Raw genomic sequence first — 14,589 nt, 5'->3', positions numbered from 1 at the left:
ATGGCTCTCGAACGACTAAGTATCAACGTCGGCGCCCGGGTCAGCGACGCCACGGCCGGCCTGACGCGGGTCAACATGAAGCTCGACGAGACGGCCGACGAGGCCGACGAGGCATCGGGCGCGCTGTCAAGGACGTCGGCAGCGATGACTGCGGCCGGGGCCTCGGCCCAAAGCGCACGGCTCTCGATCGGCGCCGTCTCGGCTGGGTTATCGGGCAGTCTCATTCCGGCACTCGCCGCGCTGACGGCCGGCGCCGGTGCGGCGACCGTCGCCGTCGGTGGCCTCACGGCCGGCCTCGGCGCGGCGGGTGGCGCCCTCGGGCTACTGCTGGGTGTCGGCGCCGTGACGCACATGCGCCAGCTCAAGCGAGAGTTCGCCCGGACGCGCCTGGAGGTCATGCAGATCATCGAGCCGCTGGGCGACGAGTTCTACCCGCTGCTCCAGACTGGGATCGACGCCGTCCCGGACCTGACCGAGGAGATGGTCGCCGCCGTCGGGTCGACTGAGGAGTTCAAGGAGTCGCTCCGTGGCTACGGCGGTATCGCGATGGACGTGCTGCCAGCGGCCACGGGCGCAGCGTTCGATCTCGCTCGTGCCTACCAGGACGATCTCCGCGCCGGCGTCAACTGGTTGCTCGCGAACGGGCCCGGCGCCTTCGAGGCGATCCAGTCGACGACGAACGAACTGAAACCGGAGCTCATCACCTTCGGCCAGGTGGTCGCCGACCTGGGTCCGGATGCGCTGGAGTTCGGGACGGCCGTCGCCGACACTCTCCTGCCACCGCTGACTGCCCTCCTCCGGCTTACCGATGCTGGTCTGGAGACCTGGGCGGCGCTTCCGGGCCCGCTTCAGGATGCCACGGCGGCCGCTATCGCGCTGGGCCCCGCCATCTGGAAGATCCACGGCGCGATGTCGGCGATCGGCGGGCTCGGCAACATCTTCGCCGGGTCGGGGTTGTCGGGCGTCGGCGCCTCGATCGGCTCGGCGGCCGGGGCGACCGCCCTCGGTGGGGCGATCGGGGGCGCCATCGGTGTTGGGATCGTCCGCGTGCTTCACCAGACTGGCGTGATGGACGCCATCAATCAATCTGGACAGGACACCCGCGAAAACATCGGTGGTGAGCGGGCCGACCGGGCGGTCTCAACAGCAGCCAAGAACCCGGCGACCAGACAGTTTTTCCGGCTCGGTGCTGGCGTCTCCGCACTCGCCAACCCCAACGACGACCAGGGCTTTTTCGGCGGCGTCTCGCAGATGGACCAGACGATCGCCGACGCGACAGCCCGGACCCAACGCACAGAGGTCCAACAGACGGATAACAGCAGAACCGTCGAGAATCTGGAGATCTACGCGGGTAGCCGCCGCGGCGGTCAGCAGGCCGCAGCGGCATTCCTGCGCGAGACTGAGTCAGAGAACGTCCGCGACACCTCCAGCGGCCGATAGCCATGACGAAACAGATCTACCAGGGAGAGCTCGAACTCCGGATCTACGCTGCCGGAAATACCACCTCGTCCCCTGACGCGACGGTCCCGTTCGACCACGTGCGGTCGGCACAGTTCGCTCGCAACGCCGGCCCATCTCGCGACTCGGGAGTCGTCGAGATATACGACCAGGAGGCCGCCTACCGTGACGACCTCGATATCGGTCTGAACTCCCGCGTCGAGTTGTGGGCGCGGCTGGTCGGCGAGTCGTCGATGTCCCGTCGGTTCACGGGCCTCGTCAAGCGAGCCGAACCGACCGTCGAGACGAACCTCCGGCGGGTCCTTCGGCTCGAGCTGGAGGACTGGGTCTGTGGGATCCTGGGCGACCGGACGATCGCCGACGCGTTCGACGACATGCCTGTCGCCGGCTCGCCAACGGCCATCATCGACACGATCGTCGGCAACGAGGCACCCGAGATTGACATCTCGGCGCTGTCGAACACGACCAACGACGAGCGATCCGCTCAGTTCAACCACACGAACCTCCTCGAAGCGGTCAAGGAAGCTGCGGATCTCGTCGGCGCGGTCATCGGCAGCGATGGGCTCAAGTTGCTCGTGAAGTACCGGTCGGAGTTCACCTCGACGATGACCCTCGGCGTCGACGACGTTGTTCTGCCGGTGTCGCTCCCCGTCTCGAAGGACGACTACGCCAACCGCGTCATCATCCGTGGCGGGCGCGGGGCCCGCGCGTCGGTCGGTCAGACCGCACAGGACGGATACGTCCTCGCGACCGACGCGGCGTTTCTCTCACAAGAGCTGTCGCCGAAGTACCCCTCGGTCCCCCGTGTCGACCTCTGGACACGAACGACCGGGACCAACGAGAGCCTCACCGTCCGGATCCAGCCGGGCGATGGCGGTCAGCCCGTCGCGCCGGACGACCGGACGGCCGATATCGGCCGGGCGACCGTGCCTGCGACAGACCTGGCTGACGGCGACTGGACCACCTTCCGCGTCGGCGCCGATGATGTGCCCGACCCGTGCTGGATGATCGTCGAGTCCAGCCAGTCCAACGGCCAGGAGGTCGGGTATCAGGACACCAGTGGCGACGGGACATACCAGCCGGATGAGTCGCTCACCTACCAGCTATTCGAGAGTTATCCCATCTCCGCGGAAGCGACCAACCAGTACGAGATCGGCCGCCGGAATCGCGTTGACCGGAAAGTCCCCGCGAACGATATCGACACCGTCACTGCCGCGAAGGATCTGGCGACGACGTTGCTCCAGACGGCACGCGTCGCGACACGCGAAGGCGACTTCGAGGCCGACTCTCCGCGGGCACACAACCTAACACCGCTCGACGCCATCAATATCGGGTTGCCCTATCTCGATGCCGACGGGACGCACGTCGTCACACGCGTCAAGCACGAGTTCGAAGCCAACCAGCTGACCACCGAGTTCGACACGACGAACCTCGGATCAATCGCCGCGAACATCACCGGCACGCCAACATGAAACAGCTTATCAGACGCATCCTCGGCCGAGGTAGCGACAGCGATCGGGACGGCCGACTCGCCATCCGGGGTGTGTACTCCGTCGACGTGTACGACGCCAACCGACTCCGACAGCGCTGGCCCGCCTGGGGCTCGCTCTCGGACTACGGACGGCTCCAGCGACTGCGGAACGGCACCGTCGACCCGAGATACACCCAGACGACGACCAACCAGATACTCGTCACGTACCTGCAGAACCTGACCGACTACGTGGATCCGAACAACTCCGCGACGAACATCTCGGCGAGCCACCTCGCGGTCGGGACCGCCGACACCGAGCCCGTCCCGTCGAACACGGCCCTCGGGAGTGAAGTCTTCCGGACCAGCGTCGGCTCGACGACCGACAACGGGCAGGACTTGGCGACGACGACGCTCATCGGCGCGAACAGCGCGAACGGGAACACGCTCCGGGAGGCCGGCCTCGTCGACGACGCCACGAACACGTTCATCAACCGGACGCTGATCAACCCAGTCGAGAAGACCAGCGACATCGAGGTGACGATCAACGCCTCGATCTTCCATCAGGCGCTCTAACTCATGCCATCTCCACCAGAGCGGTCGGCGGCGATCCTCCGCCACCTGAAGCGTCGCATCGACGGCGTTGAGGAACGCATCCAGAGCGACGCCATCCCCAACCCGATCGGAACCTCGGACGACGGCGCACTGATCTCGGATCAAGTGACCCGGGGCACGGGCACCCCATCGGTCAACTGGCCGATGTACCGACACGACCCAAGGCACACGGGGGTCGCCGACGCGGCCGGGCCGGCCGGATCCGCCACGGAGATGTGGACGTATTCGTTCTCCGGGGAAGTCGTTGCGTCGCCGGTTGTGGTCGATGGGATAGTGTACGGCGTCGGTGGCGGCGGCACTATCGCCGCAATCAACTCCGGTGATGGCACTGCCGAGTGGTCAGCATCTCCTGGTGGTCCTACAGATGCAACCCCCGCGGTCGTTAACGGGACTCTGTACGCCAGAGTCGGATCAAATGTCCACGCTTTCGACACGGACGATGGGACCGAACAGTGGTCGCAATCTCCTTCGAGCAGTGGGGGCGTCTCATCACCAGCGGTCGTGAACGGATCCGTTTATGTCGGTGGGGGAGACCATATCAGTGCCATCGACGCGTCGGATGGGTCGATTCTCTGGCAAACTGGAGCAGATGCGCGCTCATCACCCGCTGTCGTCGGCGGGACGGTTTACTGTGGGTCCAATGATGGGACGATATATGCACTGAACGCCGGTGACGGTTCCGAGCAGTGGACATATAATACGGGGAATAGAATTGAGGCCTCCCCCTCCGTAGTTGGAGGCACGGTCTACGTCGGCGATACTGGCAACAATCTATACGCGCTAAACGCCAGTGATGGCTCGGAAGAGTGGGTCAACACGAGTTTCTCGGGGTATTATGGGATCTACTCCTCGCCAGCGGTCGCGAATGGAACGGTCTTCTGTGGGTCATCGAACGGCGCACTACGGGCGGTCAGTGCCAGCGACGGCTCGAACGAATGGACGTATACGACTGGGGACGTGGTCTACAGCTCCTCGCCAGCCTACGCCGACGGCGTCGTCTATATCGGCGCCTGGGACTCGACGATCCACGCGGTCAACGCGATCGACGGCTCGGAGAACTGGACGTTCTCGGTCGGCGACTGGGTGGACTCCTCGCCTGCGGTCGTCGATGGAGCCGTCTACTGCGGGTGCAACGACGGGGTCCTGTACGCGCTGGAGTGACTCCATCGCGACCCCGGCGTTGCCAGCAGTGCCAGATTTTATACACCAACCGATGTACAGTTTGATCTAAGATGGGATGTATCATCTGCGGAGATAGTGGGCCGACTGTTGGCTCAATTTTCGAGTTTGACGGAAGTGTAGAGAGCCACGGGACGATTTGCCGACGCTGTGTTCGTGAACTGGCGTCGCGCAAACCAGATTCGATGGGGTGCGGATTTCCAGCAGACTCGCCCTGTTCTAACGAAGCGACGTGTGGGACCGGAGCACTTGAGCGGGAGCGCAAACCTGGGAGTGCCGAACCGGTTGGCTCAGTGCGCACACCAGACCAGATGTTGTTGTGCCGTGAACACCTCGATCGATTCGTAGAGGGAGAAACACCGCCATGGGCAAGGCGGATCTAAGTATGCATCTTCGATCGGCGAAAAAACTAACCCGTCAGTCCTCGACGTGGTCGGAGAAGCCGTCGAGGATGCGCTCGCGGAACTCGTCGCGGTCGCAATCCGCTGGGATGCGTGTCCCGACGCGGACGCCCGCGAGGTAGGCGCGGAACTGTCGGTGCTCGCGTTCGAGCTCGGCCAGCACGTCGCGGGCCTCGCGGTCACTGGTCGGCATCACCGATCGCGCTCCTTGTGCCGGAGTTCGACAGTCACGTACCCTTCGCCGTCGTAGACAAGTCGGTACAGCCCCCGCGTTCGCTTCTCGATCCAGCCGGCGTTCCCCAGCGCCGACAGCGCGTCGTTGACTCGCTGGCGCTCCAGCCCTGTCACGTCACGGATCAGTCGCGGGTTTACCTGGTACTCGTCGCGGAAGACGTTGAGGACCTGTCGCTGCTGCCCCGTCGGCTCGAAATTCTTGTTCGCCACGTTTGGTCGTGTGGATGCTCTCACTGCTATCCCTCAAGTGTAACTGTGCGTGCCCGTGCTATTGTACTTTTTGGTGTACTGGACAGTAGTTGTTACAACGTAACGGTTAAGTAGACTGGGTGTGTACTGTAGGGTAAGCAGGGAGCCCCGGTCAGAAGATGGCCGGCGCGTGTTCCAGCACGCCCGACCTGCTTGGAGAACCAAGCAATGGCAACCAACGCATCCACCGCTGTTAACGGTATCGAACAGACCGACGACCTCCCCGCGGGCTGGGAGCGCCTCGACGACGACCAGCTGCCCCACGGCTACACCGAGGCCTTCGAGCACGACTCGGGCTTACGCGTCACGATCGAGTCGATGTCTCGGCCGACCCAGATGGCCGACCCGATGACCGCGACCGACGAGTCGGGCTACGTCGCCCGCGTTCGCGACGACGTCGGCGCCGACCTCTCGCACACGCTCGTCGGCAAACAGACCGCTCGCGACGCCGCGCTGGCGTTCATCGACGCCCACCCCGACGCCGACTTCGAGATGCCCGACGACCGCGAGCGCCACGGCGGCGGCCCGATCGACTGGAGGGGCGAGTGATGGCCGACGACGTCCAGCCCGGCGACACGATCGCATCGACCGACGAGGCCAACGCGGCCGCCCTCGACGGCGACCTCGCGCTACGCGTCCAGCCGCCGGCGCCGAGCGCGACGCAGTACTACTTCGCCGACGAGCAGTGTGGCTGGCAGTTTCAGAAGTGCGGCCACAGCCGTTCGCGGTCCGTCTCCGTCGAGTTCGTCCGCGAGCGAGTCGAGTCGGCGATCGCCCGGAACGACCGTCCGGGTGGCGCCAGTATCCGCGCGGTCGAGCGTGACGTGGTCGGGCGGTACGCGGAGGGGGGTGCCTGATGGCCGACGCCGCGTACCCGACCGCCAACGGGTTCGTCTGGGACTGCCGGGACTGTGGGTTCACCGGTGACTGGCTGACCGTCGACGGGTGCTGTCCCGAGTGTGGCGGTCGCGACCTCCCGACTCTGGAGCGTGATGCGTGATGAGCAAGTGGTCCGATGTCGACGAGCAACGCATCTGGGAGGGGCTGGTCGTCCAGTCCCACGGCCCGGACGACGTCGACGCGCTGGAGTACCTGCGCCGCGGGTCGCGAGCTGACGACGGGAGGGGCGCATGACCGACGACCGCCCGCAGCTCCACGTCGGCGACCACGTCCAGGACCGCCAAGAGGACGACCCCGACGAGGCCGCGACCATGCTCGTGGTCGGTACGCCGGCCGAGCGCGCCGACGAGGTCGCGGTCGACGACGACCTGACCGTCGCCGATGTCAATCCCGAGTTCCCCGCCGACGACCGCGTTGTCGAGGCGGTCTTCCCCGGGCGAACGACCGCCGACGTGGACCACCTGACGCGCTACGCCTACCCGCGGTCGCGGTTGCGGCGGACCGCGCAGCTCCACAGCGAGGTGGCCGATGTCTGAGGAGGGGCCCGAGGTCACCTTCGAGTTCGTCGACCAGTCCTCGCGGCGCCGGCGCGTGCGGTTCGTCCGGGAGAGCCCGGGCGGCTGGTCGCGCGTCGAGGAGCAGCTCGACGACGGCGAGTGGCGGCCGCTCGGTGGCGAGACCGCGGCCGACCTGGAGGTCACGATCGACGCCGCGGCTGCCGACGCCGTCGAGCTCGTGCCGCCAGGGGACGGGGCGGCGATGTCCATCACGGGTCCGGAGGCCGCGGACCGATGAGGGTGACCCGCGAGGACCTCGACGGGACGCAGATCCAGCGCCTCGTCGTTACGGAGCCGCGCGAGACGGACCACTACGTCGGCGAGTGCGCGGGCTACCTCTGCCCCGAGTGCATGCAGGCCGACGAGACGCTCGACCAGATCTGGCACGACGAAGACTGCAGCCTCGCCGGCGAGCACGGCCGCGACCACTACGACGAGCTGGTCCCCGACGTGCCGGGGCGGTCGACGCCGGAGTTCGACGAGGCCCATCCGATCACGGTCGTCGAGTTCGCCGAGACCGAGGGTCGCGGCGGACTCCACGAGGGCGAGGTTCTCGCGTTCATGTGCCACTGCGGGAATCTCGACGAGGATGTGTTCGAGGTCGTCCACGACCAAGCGTGCGGGATCGCCGACGAGACCGAGGACCCGTTGACCGACCACAGCGACGTGCCGGTGTCGCCGCCGATGGACTAACGGACCTGTTTTCGCCGGTAGTTTCTCTTAGTTGCGTGTCAATAGCCGCGGGTATGGACAGGCGGCGTTTTTTACAGGGGTTTGGGATCACGGCGGGACTGATAGCAGGTTGTTCCTCCGACGAGAGGACCAGAACTGACACGAGCGGTCCGAATAGGACCGATGCGGACCCACAAACGCAGACGAATACTGATGCGCAGGTTCGTACTACAAGGTCAGGTTCAACCCCGGAGGCGCTTCCACCGACAGCGAAACCCACAGAGAAACCGTCCCCGACAGCGACCAAGTCACCGACCCACTCACCGACACCGACCACGACTCCCGGGATCACATTCCCGCTTGAGCTATCCGGCGAGGATGCCTACGAAACGAAAGAGCTGGTCCTCACCGACACCGCACTCCTATTCGAATTCGATTTCGCAGGCGGGAAGCTGCAACTGTCCTACACAACCACCCAGGGAGCGGCCAGGACCGTCACGTTCGCCAACATCGACGGCGTGTCGACCGGCACGTGCTCGGTCGTTGTCCCGGACCGCCCCCACAGGTACCAGATCCGCACTGGGGGAGACTGGTCAGTGACGATCCGCCCACCTGAACGGAATCCAGAGACCGCCACGTCGCTCCCCTTCTCAGAGTCTGGGTCGAGCTACGACGTACTGGGGCCAATCGAGGTATCCGGAAGAACGACCGTTTCGGTCGATACCGATTCCGACCGCCGTGGATACATTCGGGACTGGAACTGGAACGATTTTGATCTGCTGTACCGCGGGGACCAGATAATCGATTACGACGGGTACGTGTTCCTCGAACCCCGGTTCGACAGGGAGTGGTCTGTCTCACTTCGAGAGACGCCCGAGTGAGGTTAGCTCGGATCTGCAGCCAGCTTCCGGGCCCGCTCTCGGCGCCCCAGGAGATCGTCGCCGACGTGGTCGTCAAGTTGCCGGTGAAACTCTACATACCGATCGAGAAGCGCGACCTCATCGCCGTACCGGTTTTCCTTCCGGTAGACGATCGCCAGATGCCGGTAGTAGGCCGGCGGCGCTGCGCCGAAACCGTCCAGCTCCACCGACCGCTCGGCCTCGGCCTCTGCGTAGTCGATACACCACAGCAGAAGGTCCTCGACCTCGTCGTGGCGCCGCTCGCGTTTCAGTTCCCGAATGTCCTCCATCGCGTCGGTGAAGTGGTCGTACTCGTACTCGTCGCGGCGGTCGAACGCCGGCTCGCGCTTGGCCCGGTCGCGCTCCAGGCCCTCGCGCACCGCGTCGTGATCCAGCTCATCGTAAGCGTCGCCGCCGAACATCCGCTCGACCAGCTGGCGGAACATGCCCCAGACTCCGCGGACTGGCCGGATAAATCTCGGGGGCCACCCGGCGCCGTGCCCGTCTTATGTAACGAATAGCCTTGTCTGAAGGGACGACTGTTACATAAGACGGTCCCGAACGTCCCGGATGCTTTCCAGAACCCCCCACGTTGCTTTTATAACCACTTCTATCACATGTCGGATCGTGATCCGAAGTCCGCGGGCCCTGAACCACAACGAGGTGCCGGATCAGGAGCTAATCGTCTACCGCGGGCACCACTTAAGCGATGTCGAGCAGGCCGTACAGGACCTCATCCACGGCCGCGCGGCGGATCCGTTCATCCTCCACGGTCCGCCCGGCACCGGGAAGACGATGGTCGCCCGGCACACGCTCCGGCGGTACGACTCCCGAGACGACGTGGTCACCGCCTACGTCGACTGCTGGCGAGACTACGACGAGTACCACCTCCTCTCGGATGTCGTCGACGAACTCTCGCTGCGCGTTGTCCACGAAAACTCGACGCCGCAGTCCACGCTTGTCGACGCGCTTCAGGCCGAGACCGACCGGTCGCGCGTGGTCGTCCTCGACGAACTGGAGATGGTGCAGGACCCCGCGCCACTCGACGCGCTCGCCGCCGCGCCGAACCTCACGGTTGTCGGGATCGTCAACGACCGCGACGAGCTCGACGACACCGTCGGGGCGGTCTGGGGTCAGCTGGGTGAGAGTCGGTACCTGCAGTTCGGCGACTACTCAGTCACCCAGCTGACGCGGATCCTCGCACGGCGGGCCGAGCACGCCCTTGCCGGAACGCCGCTCTCGGACCTGCAGATCGAACACATCGCGGAGGCCGCCGACGGGGACGCGCGACTGGGCATCTGCATCCTGCGGGCGGCCGCCGAGCACGCATACGAGGGCGACGCCGAGTCGATCACTGACGGCCACATCGCCAGCGCTGTGGAGACGGCCAGTCGCGAGTTACACGAGGAGACGCTGGCGCGGCTTACCCACCACCAGCGGACGCTCTACGAGGTCGTGCGAGATGCGGGCGAGATCTCACCGGCCGGGGCGCACGACCGATACGCCGACCGCGTGGCCGACCCACGGAGTTCGAAAACGGCCAGTAACTACCTGCGGAAGATGGTCTCCTACGGGTTGCTGGTCGCCGAGGGCGCGACGCGGGGCAAGACCTACCGCATCGACGACAGCGGGTACGCCGCCCCCGGGTTCCCGTAGCTTTCGAGAACCCCCCTCGGAATCTGTTTTTATACCCCCTGCGTACGCAAGTGTGTATGTCGGGACAGACAACCACGATCCGAACGTACGGCGGCGAAGACGCCGACGTGATCCACCTCGAAGACACCGCCGAGGGTCGCCGATTCAAGATTTCGGGGCCAGAGGACCGCGAGTGGATCGTCCACCTGGAGGTGCCAGGCGGCGAGTTCAGCGTCGAAGTAAGCCGTCGCGACGGCGAGCCTGCCGATCTGGAGACGCCCGAGTGGCTCGAAGACAACCTCGCGAGGATGGCCCAGCCCGCGTGACGATGTCAGTCGTCGGTCGGGTCGGGGAGCGTGCTGGCGTCGAGATCCTCGTTGAGGAACGCCTCCCCCTCGTCGGTAAGGCGGTAGAGGCCGCGAGAGATCTTCTCAACCAAGCCAGCGCGCGCAAGGGTGGACAGGCGATCGCTACCGTGGCTCTGGGAAGTGACATCGAAGTCAGCGAGCGCTCGGGGCGTCATGTTCCCCTCGTCGCGCATCGTTTCGAGGATGCGCTCGTCGACGGGTCGCATCCAGTCGGCTCGCTGTCTCACCACGCGCGCAGAGTCCGGTCTACAACTCATATTCCTACCGATAATGCGTTATTCGGTGCTTTCTCATTTATATCTACGCCCCACTCATTCGCATATGGTGCTTACTTAGCACCAACCTATTTGTAGCAGGCGGTAATACAGTCTTATGACCCGCCCTTTCGGGCCTGAAAAGGTCCGACGTGCGCCAACACGCCGGGTGGGTCAGCGGTCACCTCACCACGAGGTTTCGAACGACCCATGCGACAGAAAGAGTACACGGGCCTTAAGAATACGGCCCACAACACGAGCAGAACCGCCGATCGTGCGAACGATCGTGATAGTCAGGACTCGCCGACCGAGTCCACGCGGAAAACTTCGGCAGGGGTTGGGGCTCCTGCAGTCGAACAGTCGAGCGGGCACGCCCATGAGGATAGCGGCCAGATGGCCGCCGACGGTCGCCGGATAGTTGCCGACGGCGGGCAGACCATGCCCCCCGCGGCTGCGTCGCTGCTCTCGTCGACCTACCGGATGGCTGTCGTCGCCTGCCTATCCAGCGGGCCGGCGACGCCGTCGACGATCGCCGACGAGGAGGATGTCGGCATCGCCCATGTCTCCCGCGCACTCGGGAACCTCCGCGAAGACAACGTGGTGGAGCTGCTGGTCGACGACGATGTCAAGAAGGGGCGCGTCTACGCCCTGAGCGACAACGGATCGGACATCATCGACGACTGGGGCGAGACGATCGAGCGCAACACCGGCCGCGAACTCGCACGAGGTGGGGCCTGATGTTCGGGCTCAAGCTGTTCGCCGACGAAAGCGAGGTCGAGACCGCCCCCGAGCCGGTCACGACCGACATCGACGCCGACGACCTGTTCGAGGCGCTGCGGAGTGACCGGCGCCGGCGCGTCGTTCGCGCGGTCGCCGAGCTCGAGACGGTCGACCTGGGCGACCTGACGGAGGTCGTCGCGAGCGAGGAGTACGACTGCGCAATCGCCGACCTGACCCACCAGGAGCGCAAGCGCGTCTACGTTTCGCTGTACCAGACGCACCTGCCCGAAGCTCGACCAGCTGGGGATCGTCGACGTGGCCGACGACCAGGAGGTCCAGGCGACCGCGGCCACCGAGGCCGCCGTCGAGCTACTCGCGACCGCCGTCGAAGTCACGGGGGACCAGCGATGACGAGCGTCGACCGCGTGGACGTGCGCGACGCCGTTCGCTCGCTCGACGAGCGCGGCCGCACGCACATCAAGTCCCGCCACGTCGCTGCGGAACTCGGCCTCGATGCCGACCCGTCGACGTGCAAGTCCATCGGGAAACGACTCGCCCAGCTGGCCGACCGCGGCGTCGTCGAGCGCTGGTCCGGTCGCAAGTCCAGCAACGGGACGACGTGGCAGATCCGTAACCCCGGGGCGGGCATCCGAGCCGACGGGGGCATGGTGATGGCCGATTCGCGCCCATCAGACATCACCCGAACGGACGTGACCGACGAGATCGCGTCGGTGACGATCCACATCATCGCTGACGGCCGTGACCGCACGCTTCATGCTGAGGCGCTCGCCGAGGTCGCAAATGGGCTCACCGACGGCGGGGACTACATCGCGACCGAGATCGTTGTCGACCACAGCGACCTCGAAGAGGATGCGGAGAAGGACCTGCTACGGGGGCTGTCCGGCGCGACCGTCGAATACACGGACGGCGGGTCCACGAACGGTAGTGTCCCCTACGCGAAGACCGACGGTGCTGGCGACTATACGATGCTCGTCGTCTCGCTCCAGCAGCCGGTCGTGATAACCGACGGGGGGCAGGACACCGACGGCGAGCACGTCCCGGCCGACGAACTCCAGACCCTGCTCGACCGGCACACTGACACAGAGGATGAGGACCCCGTCCCGATGACCGACGGTGGGACTGACGTGAAGACCCCATCGTCGCGGGACTACGTCGAGGAACGATTGGAGCAAAAGCCGTTCGTCTCAGCTATCGAGCCGTGTGGTCTCGGGCTCCGAGTCAGCATCCAGGGGACTGAGGACCACACGTTCACCAACTTGATGGAGACCCACCGCTGGTACCTCGCGAACATCAATACTGACGGAGGGAAGGCCATCCTCATGCCGGTGCCCGAACCCGACGACGAGGTTTCGGGAGGTGACGACCGATGACGGTCAACCCCGAGCGCGTCCAGGCCGACATCGACTGGGATCTCGACCGCCTGCCGCTCCCGGTTGGCCAGCGGGTCAGCGAGGCGGCCCTGGCGGTCCTCGACGAGTGCAAGCCCGACCAGCGGGCGACCGTCCGGCGCGTCCGCGCGGAGGTCAGCGGCGAGGCGCCGCCCCGCACCGCCGACGCCAACGACTACCTCCGGGCCGCCAAGCACGCCGACGGCGAGCTCGCCATCGTCACGTGGACCAACATCGGCGCGACGGCCATCCGGTGGGACCCCGACGAGGGGCGCTACGAGATCGCCGGCTACTCCGAGCTCGACAACAAGCTCGGCAACGACCCGACGTTCGTCGAGCACGGGAGTCGCCGGTCGGTAAAGGACATCCTCGGGAACGCCCCGATGGTCGCGACGGCCGACGAGACCGACCTGCTGCCGGGAGGTGAGTCGGCGTGAGCTACGTCGCCGAGTGCGAGCAGTGCGGTGTCCTCGAACGCGGCGAGTTCGAGGAGGTCGGAGACGCCGCCGAGGACCACGACCAGTTCCACGCGGTGCAGGTCAAGCGCGCCGCGACCGACGGCGGCGTCGACATCGACGGCCTGTCCGTCGACGAGGACGCGACGATCGACGAGTTCGCGGAGATCGCCGAGGACGAGGCCAAGACGATCGCCATCTTCGAAGAGCCCGGGGACATCGACCTGACGCTGGTCGAACTGGCTGCCACCTATCTGGACCCGAACGGCGCGCTCCGGACGTTCTCGATCACCGCGGACGACTTCGACCCCGACGACCACGAGCACGGCGACTCGGAGGAGGTGGTGACTGTCTCCACCGAAACCGCCCGCGCCGCCCTCCTGGAGGTCGAGGCCGCCATCGAGCGCACCGGGGGCCCCGGTGTCGGCGCCGACGAGGCGTGTTCGCCACTCGCCGCGGTTCGTGAGGCCGTTGCCGCCGAGCCCGGCCTCGACGAGCACGCTCGTGGGTACGCGCTGGCGGCCATCGACGGGATCGCCGACAAGCGCGGTGTCGACGCGAGCGGTGCCGATCCGCTGACCGACGCGACCTTCCAGGCGTGGGACGAACTGCAGGAGGTCCTCGACGAGGACGACGGCGGCGATGCTCCGGCGGCGGTCACCGACGGCGGGAACCCACCCGGCGCCGCGAGCGCCGGCGCGCAGGTCCCGCGGGATGGCGCCTTCGCGACCGACGAGGCCCCGCACAAGTGCGATATCTGTCTGCGCGTCTTCGACGAGCTCGCCAAGCTCCGGGACCACGACTGCCGACCGCTGGCAGAGCTCGTCGACGCCGACGGAGGTGGTCGCGATGTCTGAGGGCGACCACGTCGCCGAGGCGATCGAGAGCTACGCGGCCCGGTCGCGCGGCCCCGAGGATCCCGATGTCGCGTGCATCAAGACCGTCGGCGGGAACGCGCTGTTCTGCCCACTCGACGATGTCGCTCTCGTCCGTCGCGACGGCGAGCTGCGGGCCGACCGCGAGGGCGAGGCGTGGATCAGCTCCGACACCGTCCGCGATATCGAGGAGGTGCGGTGACGATGCCGTCCAACACCGACCGACACGAGGACTACCTCG

Annotated in this window: 23 protein-coding genes; 19 read left to right on the top strand and 4 right to left on the bottom strand. The window is 66.0% G+C overall.

Translation table 11 applies throughout. The features are described 5' to 3' along the window. The 4 genes from HZS55_RS09105 (at nucleotide 1) to HZS55_RS09090 (ending at nucleotide 4,702) form a co-directional block, all read left to right on the top strand. Nucleotides 1-1,440, top strand: a complete 1,440-nt coding sequence (locus tag HZS55_RS09105) for a hypothetical protein (protein ID WP_179911369.1) — start codon at nucleotides 1-3, stop codon at nucleotides 1,438-1,440. A 2-nt stretch (nucleotides 1,441-1,442) separates the two neighbouring features. Further along, a complete protein-coding gene (locus HZS55_RS09100; RefSeq protein ID WP_179911368.1) occupies nucleotides 1,443-2,930 on the top strand; it encodes a hypothetical protein in 1,488 nt (495 codons plus the stop codon). A gap of 71 nt (nucleotides 2,931-3,001) precedes the next feature. Then, nucleotides 3,002-3,502 (top strand): hypothetical protein, encoded by a 501-nt coding sequence (locus tag HZS55_RS09095; protein WP_179911367.1) that lies wholly within the window; start codon nucleotides 3,002-3,004, stop codon nucleotides 3,500-3,502. Between the two features lie 3 nt (nucleotides 3,503-3,505). Continuing rightward, nucleotides 3,506-4,702, top strand: a complete 1,197-nt coding sequence (locus HZS55_RS09090) for a PQQ-binding-like beta-propeller repeat protein (protein WP_179911366.1) — start codon at nucleotides 3,506-3,508, stop codon at nucleotides 4,700-4,702. 435 nt (nucleotides 4,703-5,137) lie between these two features. Here the strand turns inward: HZS55_RS09090 and HZS55_RS09085 are convergent, their stop codons facing one another. Both HZS55_RS09085 and HZS55_RS09080 read right to left on the bottom strand, forming a co-directional pair. Then, on the bottom strand, nucleotides 5,138-5,314 hold the full coding sequence (locus HZS55_RS09085) for a hypothetical protein (RefSeq protein ID WP_179911365.1): 177 nt from the start codon (nucleotides 5,312-5,314) through the stop codon (nucleotides 5,138-5,140). Then, entirely contained in the window at nucleotides 5,314-5,565 is a 252-nt protein-coding gene (locus HZS55_RS09080) for a MarR family transcriptional regulator (protein ID WP_179911364.1), read from the bottom strand. Before HZS55_RS09080 ends, HZS55_RS09085 begins: the two co-directional genes overlap by 1 nt. A gap of 207 nt (nucleotides 5,566-5,772) precedes the next feature. On the opposite strand from HZS55_RS09080, the gene HZS55_RS09075 reads away from it, so the two are divergent. From HZS55_RS09075 to HZS55_RS09045, 8 genes are read left to right on the top strand one after another with little or no spacing between them, the layout of a single operon-like run. Next, nucleotides 5,773-6,153, top strand: coding sequence for a hypothetical protein (locus HZS55_RS09075; protein WP_179911363.1), 381 nt, complete (start codon nucleotides 5,773-5,775; stop codon nucleotides 6,151-6,153). Then, nucleotides 6,153-6,461: a hypothetical protein gene (locus tag HZS55_RS09070; protein WP_179911362.1), complete on the top strand. Its 309-nt coding sequence runs from the start codon at nucleotides 6,153-6,155 to the stop codon at nucleotides 6,459-6,461. The genes HZS55_RS09075 and HZS55_RS09070 overlap by 1 nt, the downstream gene beginning before the upstream one ends. Continuing rightward, nucleotides 6,461-6,604, top strand: a complete 144-nt coding sequence (locus HZS55_RS09065; RefSeq protein WP_179911361.1) for a glycyl radical enzyme family protein — start codon at nucleotides 6,461-6,463, stop codon at nucleotides 6,602-6,604. The genes HZS55_RS09070 and HZS55_RS09065 overlap by 1 nt, the downstream gene beginning before the upstream one ends. Next, the gene (locus HZS55_RS22805; RefSeq protein ID WP_281373091.1) at nucleotides 6,604-6,738 is read left to right on the top strand and encodes a hypothetical protein; all 135 of its coding nucleotides are present in this window, start codon (nucleotides 6,604-6,606) and stop codon (nucleotides 6,736-6,738) included. The genes HZS55_RS09065 and HZS55_RS22805 overlap by 1 nt, the downstream gene beginning before the upstream one ends. Beyond that, nucleotides 6,735-7,040 (top strand): hypothetical protein, encoded by a 306-nt coding sequence (locus tag HZS55_RS09060; protein ID WP_179911360.1) that lies wholly within the window; start codon nucleotides 6,735-6,737, stop codon nucleotides 7,038-7,040. Before HZS55_RS22805 ends, HZS55_RS09060 begins: the two co-directional genes overlap by 4 nt. Then, nucleotides 7,033-7,299: a hypothetical protein gene (locus tag HZS55_RS09055; protein WP_179911359.1), complete on the top strand. Its 267-nt coding sequence runs from the start codon at nucleotides 7,033-7,035 to the stop codon at nucleotides 7,297-7,299. Before HZS55_RS09060 ends, HZS55_RS09055 begins: the two co-directional genes overlap by 8 nt. Then, nucleotides 7,296-7,754, top strand: coding sequence for a hypothetical protein (locus HZS55_RS09050; RefSeq protein ID WP_179911358.1), 459 nt, complete (start codon nucleotides 7,296-7,298; stop codon nucleotides 7,752-7,754). The genes HZS55_RS09055 and HZS55_RS09050 overlap by 4 nt, the downstream gene beginning before the upstream one ends. A 53-nt stretch (nucleotides 7,755-7,807) precedes the next feature. Beyond that, a complete protein-coding gene (locus HZS55_RS09045; protein ID WP_179911357.1) occupies nucleotides 7,808-8,614 on the top strand; it encodes a hypothetical protein in 807 nt (268 codons plus the stop codon). A gap of 2 nt (nucleotides 8,615-8,616) precedes the next feature. On the opposite strand, the gene HZS55_RS09040 is transcribed toward HZS55_RS09045, so the two are convergent. Continuing rightward, nucleotides 8,617-9,078, bottom strand: a complete 462-nt coding sequence (locus HZS55_RS09040; RefSeq protein WP_179911356.1) for a hypothetical protein — start codon at nucleotides 9,076-9,078, stop codon at nucleotides 8,617-8,619. Nucleotides 9,079-9,259: 181 nt separating this feature from the next. Between HZS55_RS09040 and HZS55_RS09035 the strand changes: the two genes are divergently transcribed. Then, a complete protein-coding gene (locus tag HZS55_RS09035; protein WP_179911355.1) occupies nucleotides 9,260-10,288 on the top strand; it encodes a Cdc6/Cdc18 family protein in 1,029 nt (342 codons plus the stop codon). A 56-nt stretch (nucleotides 10,289-10,344) separates the two neighbouring features. Then, nucleotides 10,345-10,593, top strand: a complete 249-nt coding sequence (locus HZS55_RS09030; RefSeq protein WP_179911354.1) for a hypothetical protein — start codon at nucleotides 10,345-10,347, stop codon at nucleotides 10,591-10,593. A gap of 5 nt (nucleotides 10,594-10,598) precedes the next feature. Here HZS55_RS09030 and HZS55_RS09025 read toward each other — a convergent pair whose 3' ends face one another. Further along, nucleotides 10,599-10,841: a winged helix DNA-binding protein gene (locus HZS55_RS09025; protein WP_179911834.1), complete on the bottom strand. Its 243-nt coding sequence runs from the start codon at nucleotides 10,839-10,841 to the stop codon at nucleotides 10,599-10,601. 258 nt (nucleotides 10,842-11,099) lie between these two features. Between HZS55_RS09025 and HZS55_RS22930 the strand changes: the two genes are divergently transcribed. The 5 genes from HZS55_RS22930 to HZS55_RS09000 are packed head-to-tail and all read left to right on the top strand — an operon-like array spanning nucleotide 11,100 to nucleotide 14,550. Further along, nucleotides 11,100-11,627, top strand: coding sequence for a hypothetical protein (locus tag HZS55_RS22930; RefSeq protein WP_343063156.1), 528 nt, complete (start codon nucleotides 11,100-11,102; stop codon nucleotides 11,625-11,627). Beyond that, on the top strand, nucleotides 11,627-13,000 hold the full coding sequence (locus tag HZS55_RS09015) for a DUF7344 domain-containing protein (RefSeq protein ID WP_179911353.1): 1,374 nt from the start codon (nucleotides 11,627-11,629) through the stop codon (nucleotides 12,998-13,000). Before HZS55_RS22930 ends, HZS55_RS09015 begins: the two co-directional genes overlap by 1 nt. Next, complete coding sequence (locus tag HZS55_RS09010) at nucleotides 12,997-13,455, top strand: hypothetical protein (protein ID WP_179911352.1); 459 nt, start codon at nucleotides 12,997-12,999, stop codon at nucleotides 13,453-13,455. Before HZS55_RS09015 ends, HZS55_RS09010 begins: the two co-directional genes overlap by 4 nt. Then, nucleotides 13,452-14,330, top strand: a complete 879-nt coding sequence (locus HZS55_RS09005; RefSeq protein ID WP_179907708.1) for a hypothetical protein — start codon at nucleotides 13,452-13,454, stop codon at nucleotides 14,328-14,330. Before HZS55_RS09010 ends, HZS55_RS09005 begins: the two co-directional genes overlap by 4 nt. Further along, the gene (locus HZS55_RS09000; protein ID WP_179911351.1) at nucleotides 14,323-14,550 is read left to right on the top strand and encodes a hypothetical protein; all 228 of its coding nucleotides are present in this window, start codon (nucleotides 14,323-14,325) and stop codon (nucleotides 14,548-14,550) included. The genes HZS55_RS09005 and HZS55_RS09000 overlap by 8 nt, the downstream gene beginning before the upstream one ends. Nucleotides 14,551-14,589 lie beyond the last annotated feature (39 nt).

This window comes from Halosimplex rubrum (assembly GCF_013415885.1).
GTDB lineage: Archaea > Halobacteriota > Halobacteria > Halobacteriales > Haloarculaceae > Halosimplex > Halosimplex rubrum.
The sequence above is the reverse complement of the archived record's forward strand: the minus strand, read 5'-3'. Positions and strand labels throughout refer to the sequence as shown.

Excerpts from the sequence above, each read along its gene's own strand:
- HZS55_RS09045 (WP_179911357.1), top strand. The coding sequence starts at position 7,808 with ATGGACAGGCGGCGTTTTTTACAGGGGTTTGGGATCACGGCGGGACTG.
- HZS55_RS22805 (WP_281373091.1), top strand. The coding sequence starts at position 6,604 with ATGAGCAAGTGGTCCGATGTCGACGAGCAACGCATCTGGGAGGGGCTG.
- HZS55_RS09075 (WP_179911363.1), top strand. The coding sequence starts at position 5,773 with ATGGCAACCAACGCATCCACCGCTGTTAACGGTATCGAACAGACCGAC.
- HZS55_RS09055 (WP_179911359.1), top strand. The coding sequence starts at position 7,033 with ATGTCTGAGGAGGGGCCCGAGGTCACCTTCGAGTTCGTCGACCAGTCC.
- HZS55_RS09065 (WP_179911361.1), top strand. The coding sequence starts at position 6,461 with ATGGCCGACGCCGCGTACCCGACCGCCAACGGGTTCGTCTGGGACTGC.
- HZS55_RS09100 (WP_179911368.1), top strand. The coding sequence starts at position 1,443 with ATGACGAAACAGATCTACCAGGGAGAGCTCGAACTCCGGATCTACGCT.
- HZS55_RS09025 (WP_179911834.1), bottom strand. The coding sequence starts at position 10,841 with ATGCGACCCGTCGACGAGCGCATCCTCGAAACGATGCGCGACGAGGGG.
- HZS55_RS09015 (WP_179911353.1), top strand. The coding sequence starts at position 11,627 with ATGTTCGGGCTCAAGCTGTTCGCCGACGAAAGCGAGGTCGAGACCGCC.
- HZS55_RS09050 (WP_179911358.1), top strand. The coding sequence starts at position 7,296 with ATGAGGGTGACCCGCGAGGACCTCGACGGGACGCAGATCCAGCGCCTC.
- HZS55_RS09060 (WP_179911360.1), top strand. The coding sequence starts at position 6,735 with ATGACCGACGACCGCCCGCAGCTCCACGTCGGCGACCACGTCCAGGAC.
- HZS55_RS09085 (WP_179911365.1), bottom strand. The coding sequence starts at position 5,314 with ATGCCGACCAGTGACCGCGAGGCCCGCGACGTGCTGGCCGAGCTCGAA.
- HZS55_RS09010 (WP_179911352.1), top strand. The coding sequence starts at position 12,997 with ATGACGGTCAACCCCGAGCGCGTCCAGGCCGACATCGACTGGGATCTC.
- HZS55_RS09090 (WP_179911366.1), top strand. The coding sequence starts at position 3,506 with ATGCCATCTCCACCAGAGCGGTCGGCGGCGATCCTCCGCCACCTGAAG.
- HZS55_RS09030 (WP_179911354.1), top strand. The coding sequence starts at position 10,345 with ATGTCGGGACAGACAACCACGATCCGAACGTACGGCGGCGAAGACGCC.
- HZS55_RS09040 (WP_179911356.1), bottom strand. The coding sequence starts at position 9,078 with ATGTTCCGCCAGCTGGTCGAGCGGATGTTCGGCGGCGACGCTTACGAT.
- HZS55_RS09000 (WP_179911351.1), top strand. The coding sequence starts at position 14,323 with ATGTCTGAGGGCGACCACGTCGCCGAGGCGATCGAGAGCTACGCGGCC.
- HZS55_RS22930 (WP_343063156.1), top strand. The coding sequence starts at position 11,100 with ATGCGACAGAAAGAGTACACGGGCCTTAAGAATACGGCCCACAACACG.
- HZS55_RS09105 (WP_179911369.1), top strand. The coding sequence starts at position 1 with ATGGCTCTCGAACGACTAAGTATCAACGTCGGCGCCCGGGTCAGCGAC.
- HZS55_RS09070 (WP_179911362.1), top strand. The coding sequence starts at position 6,153 with ATGGCCGACGACGTCCAGCCCGGCGACACGATCGCATCGACCGACGAG.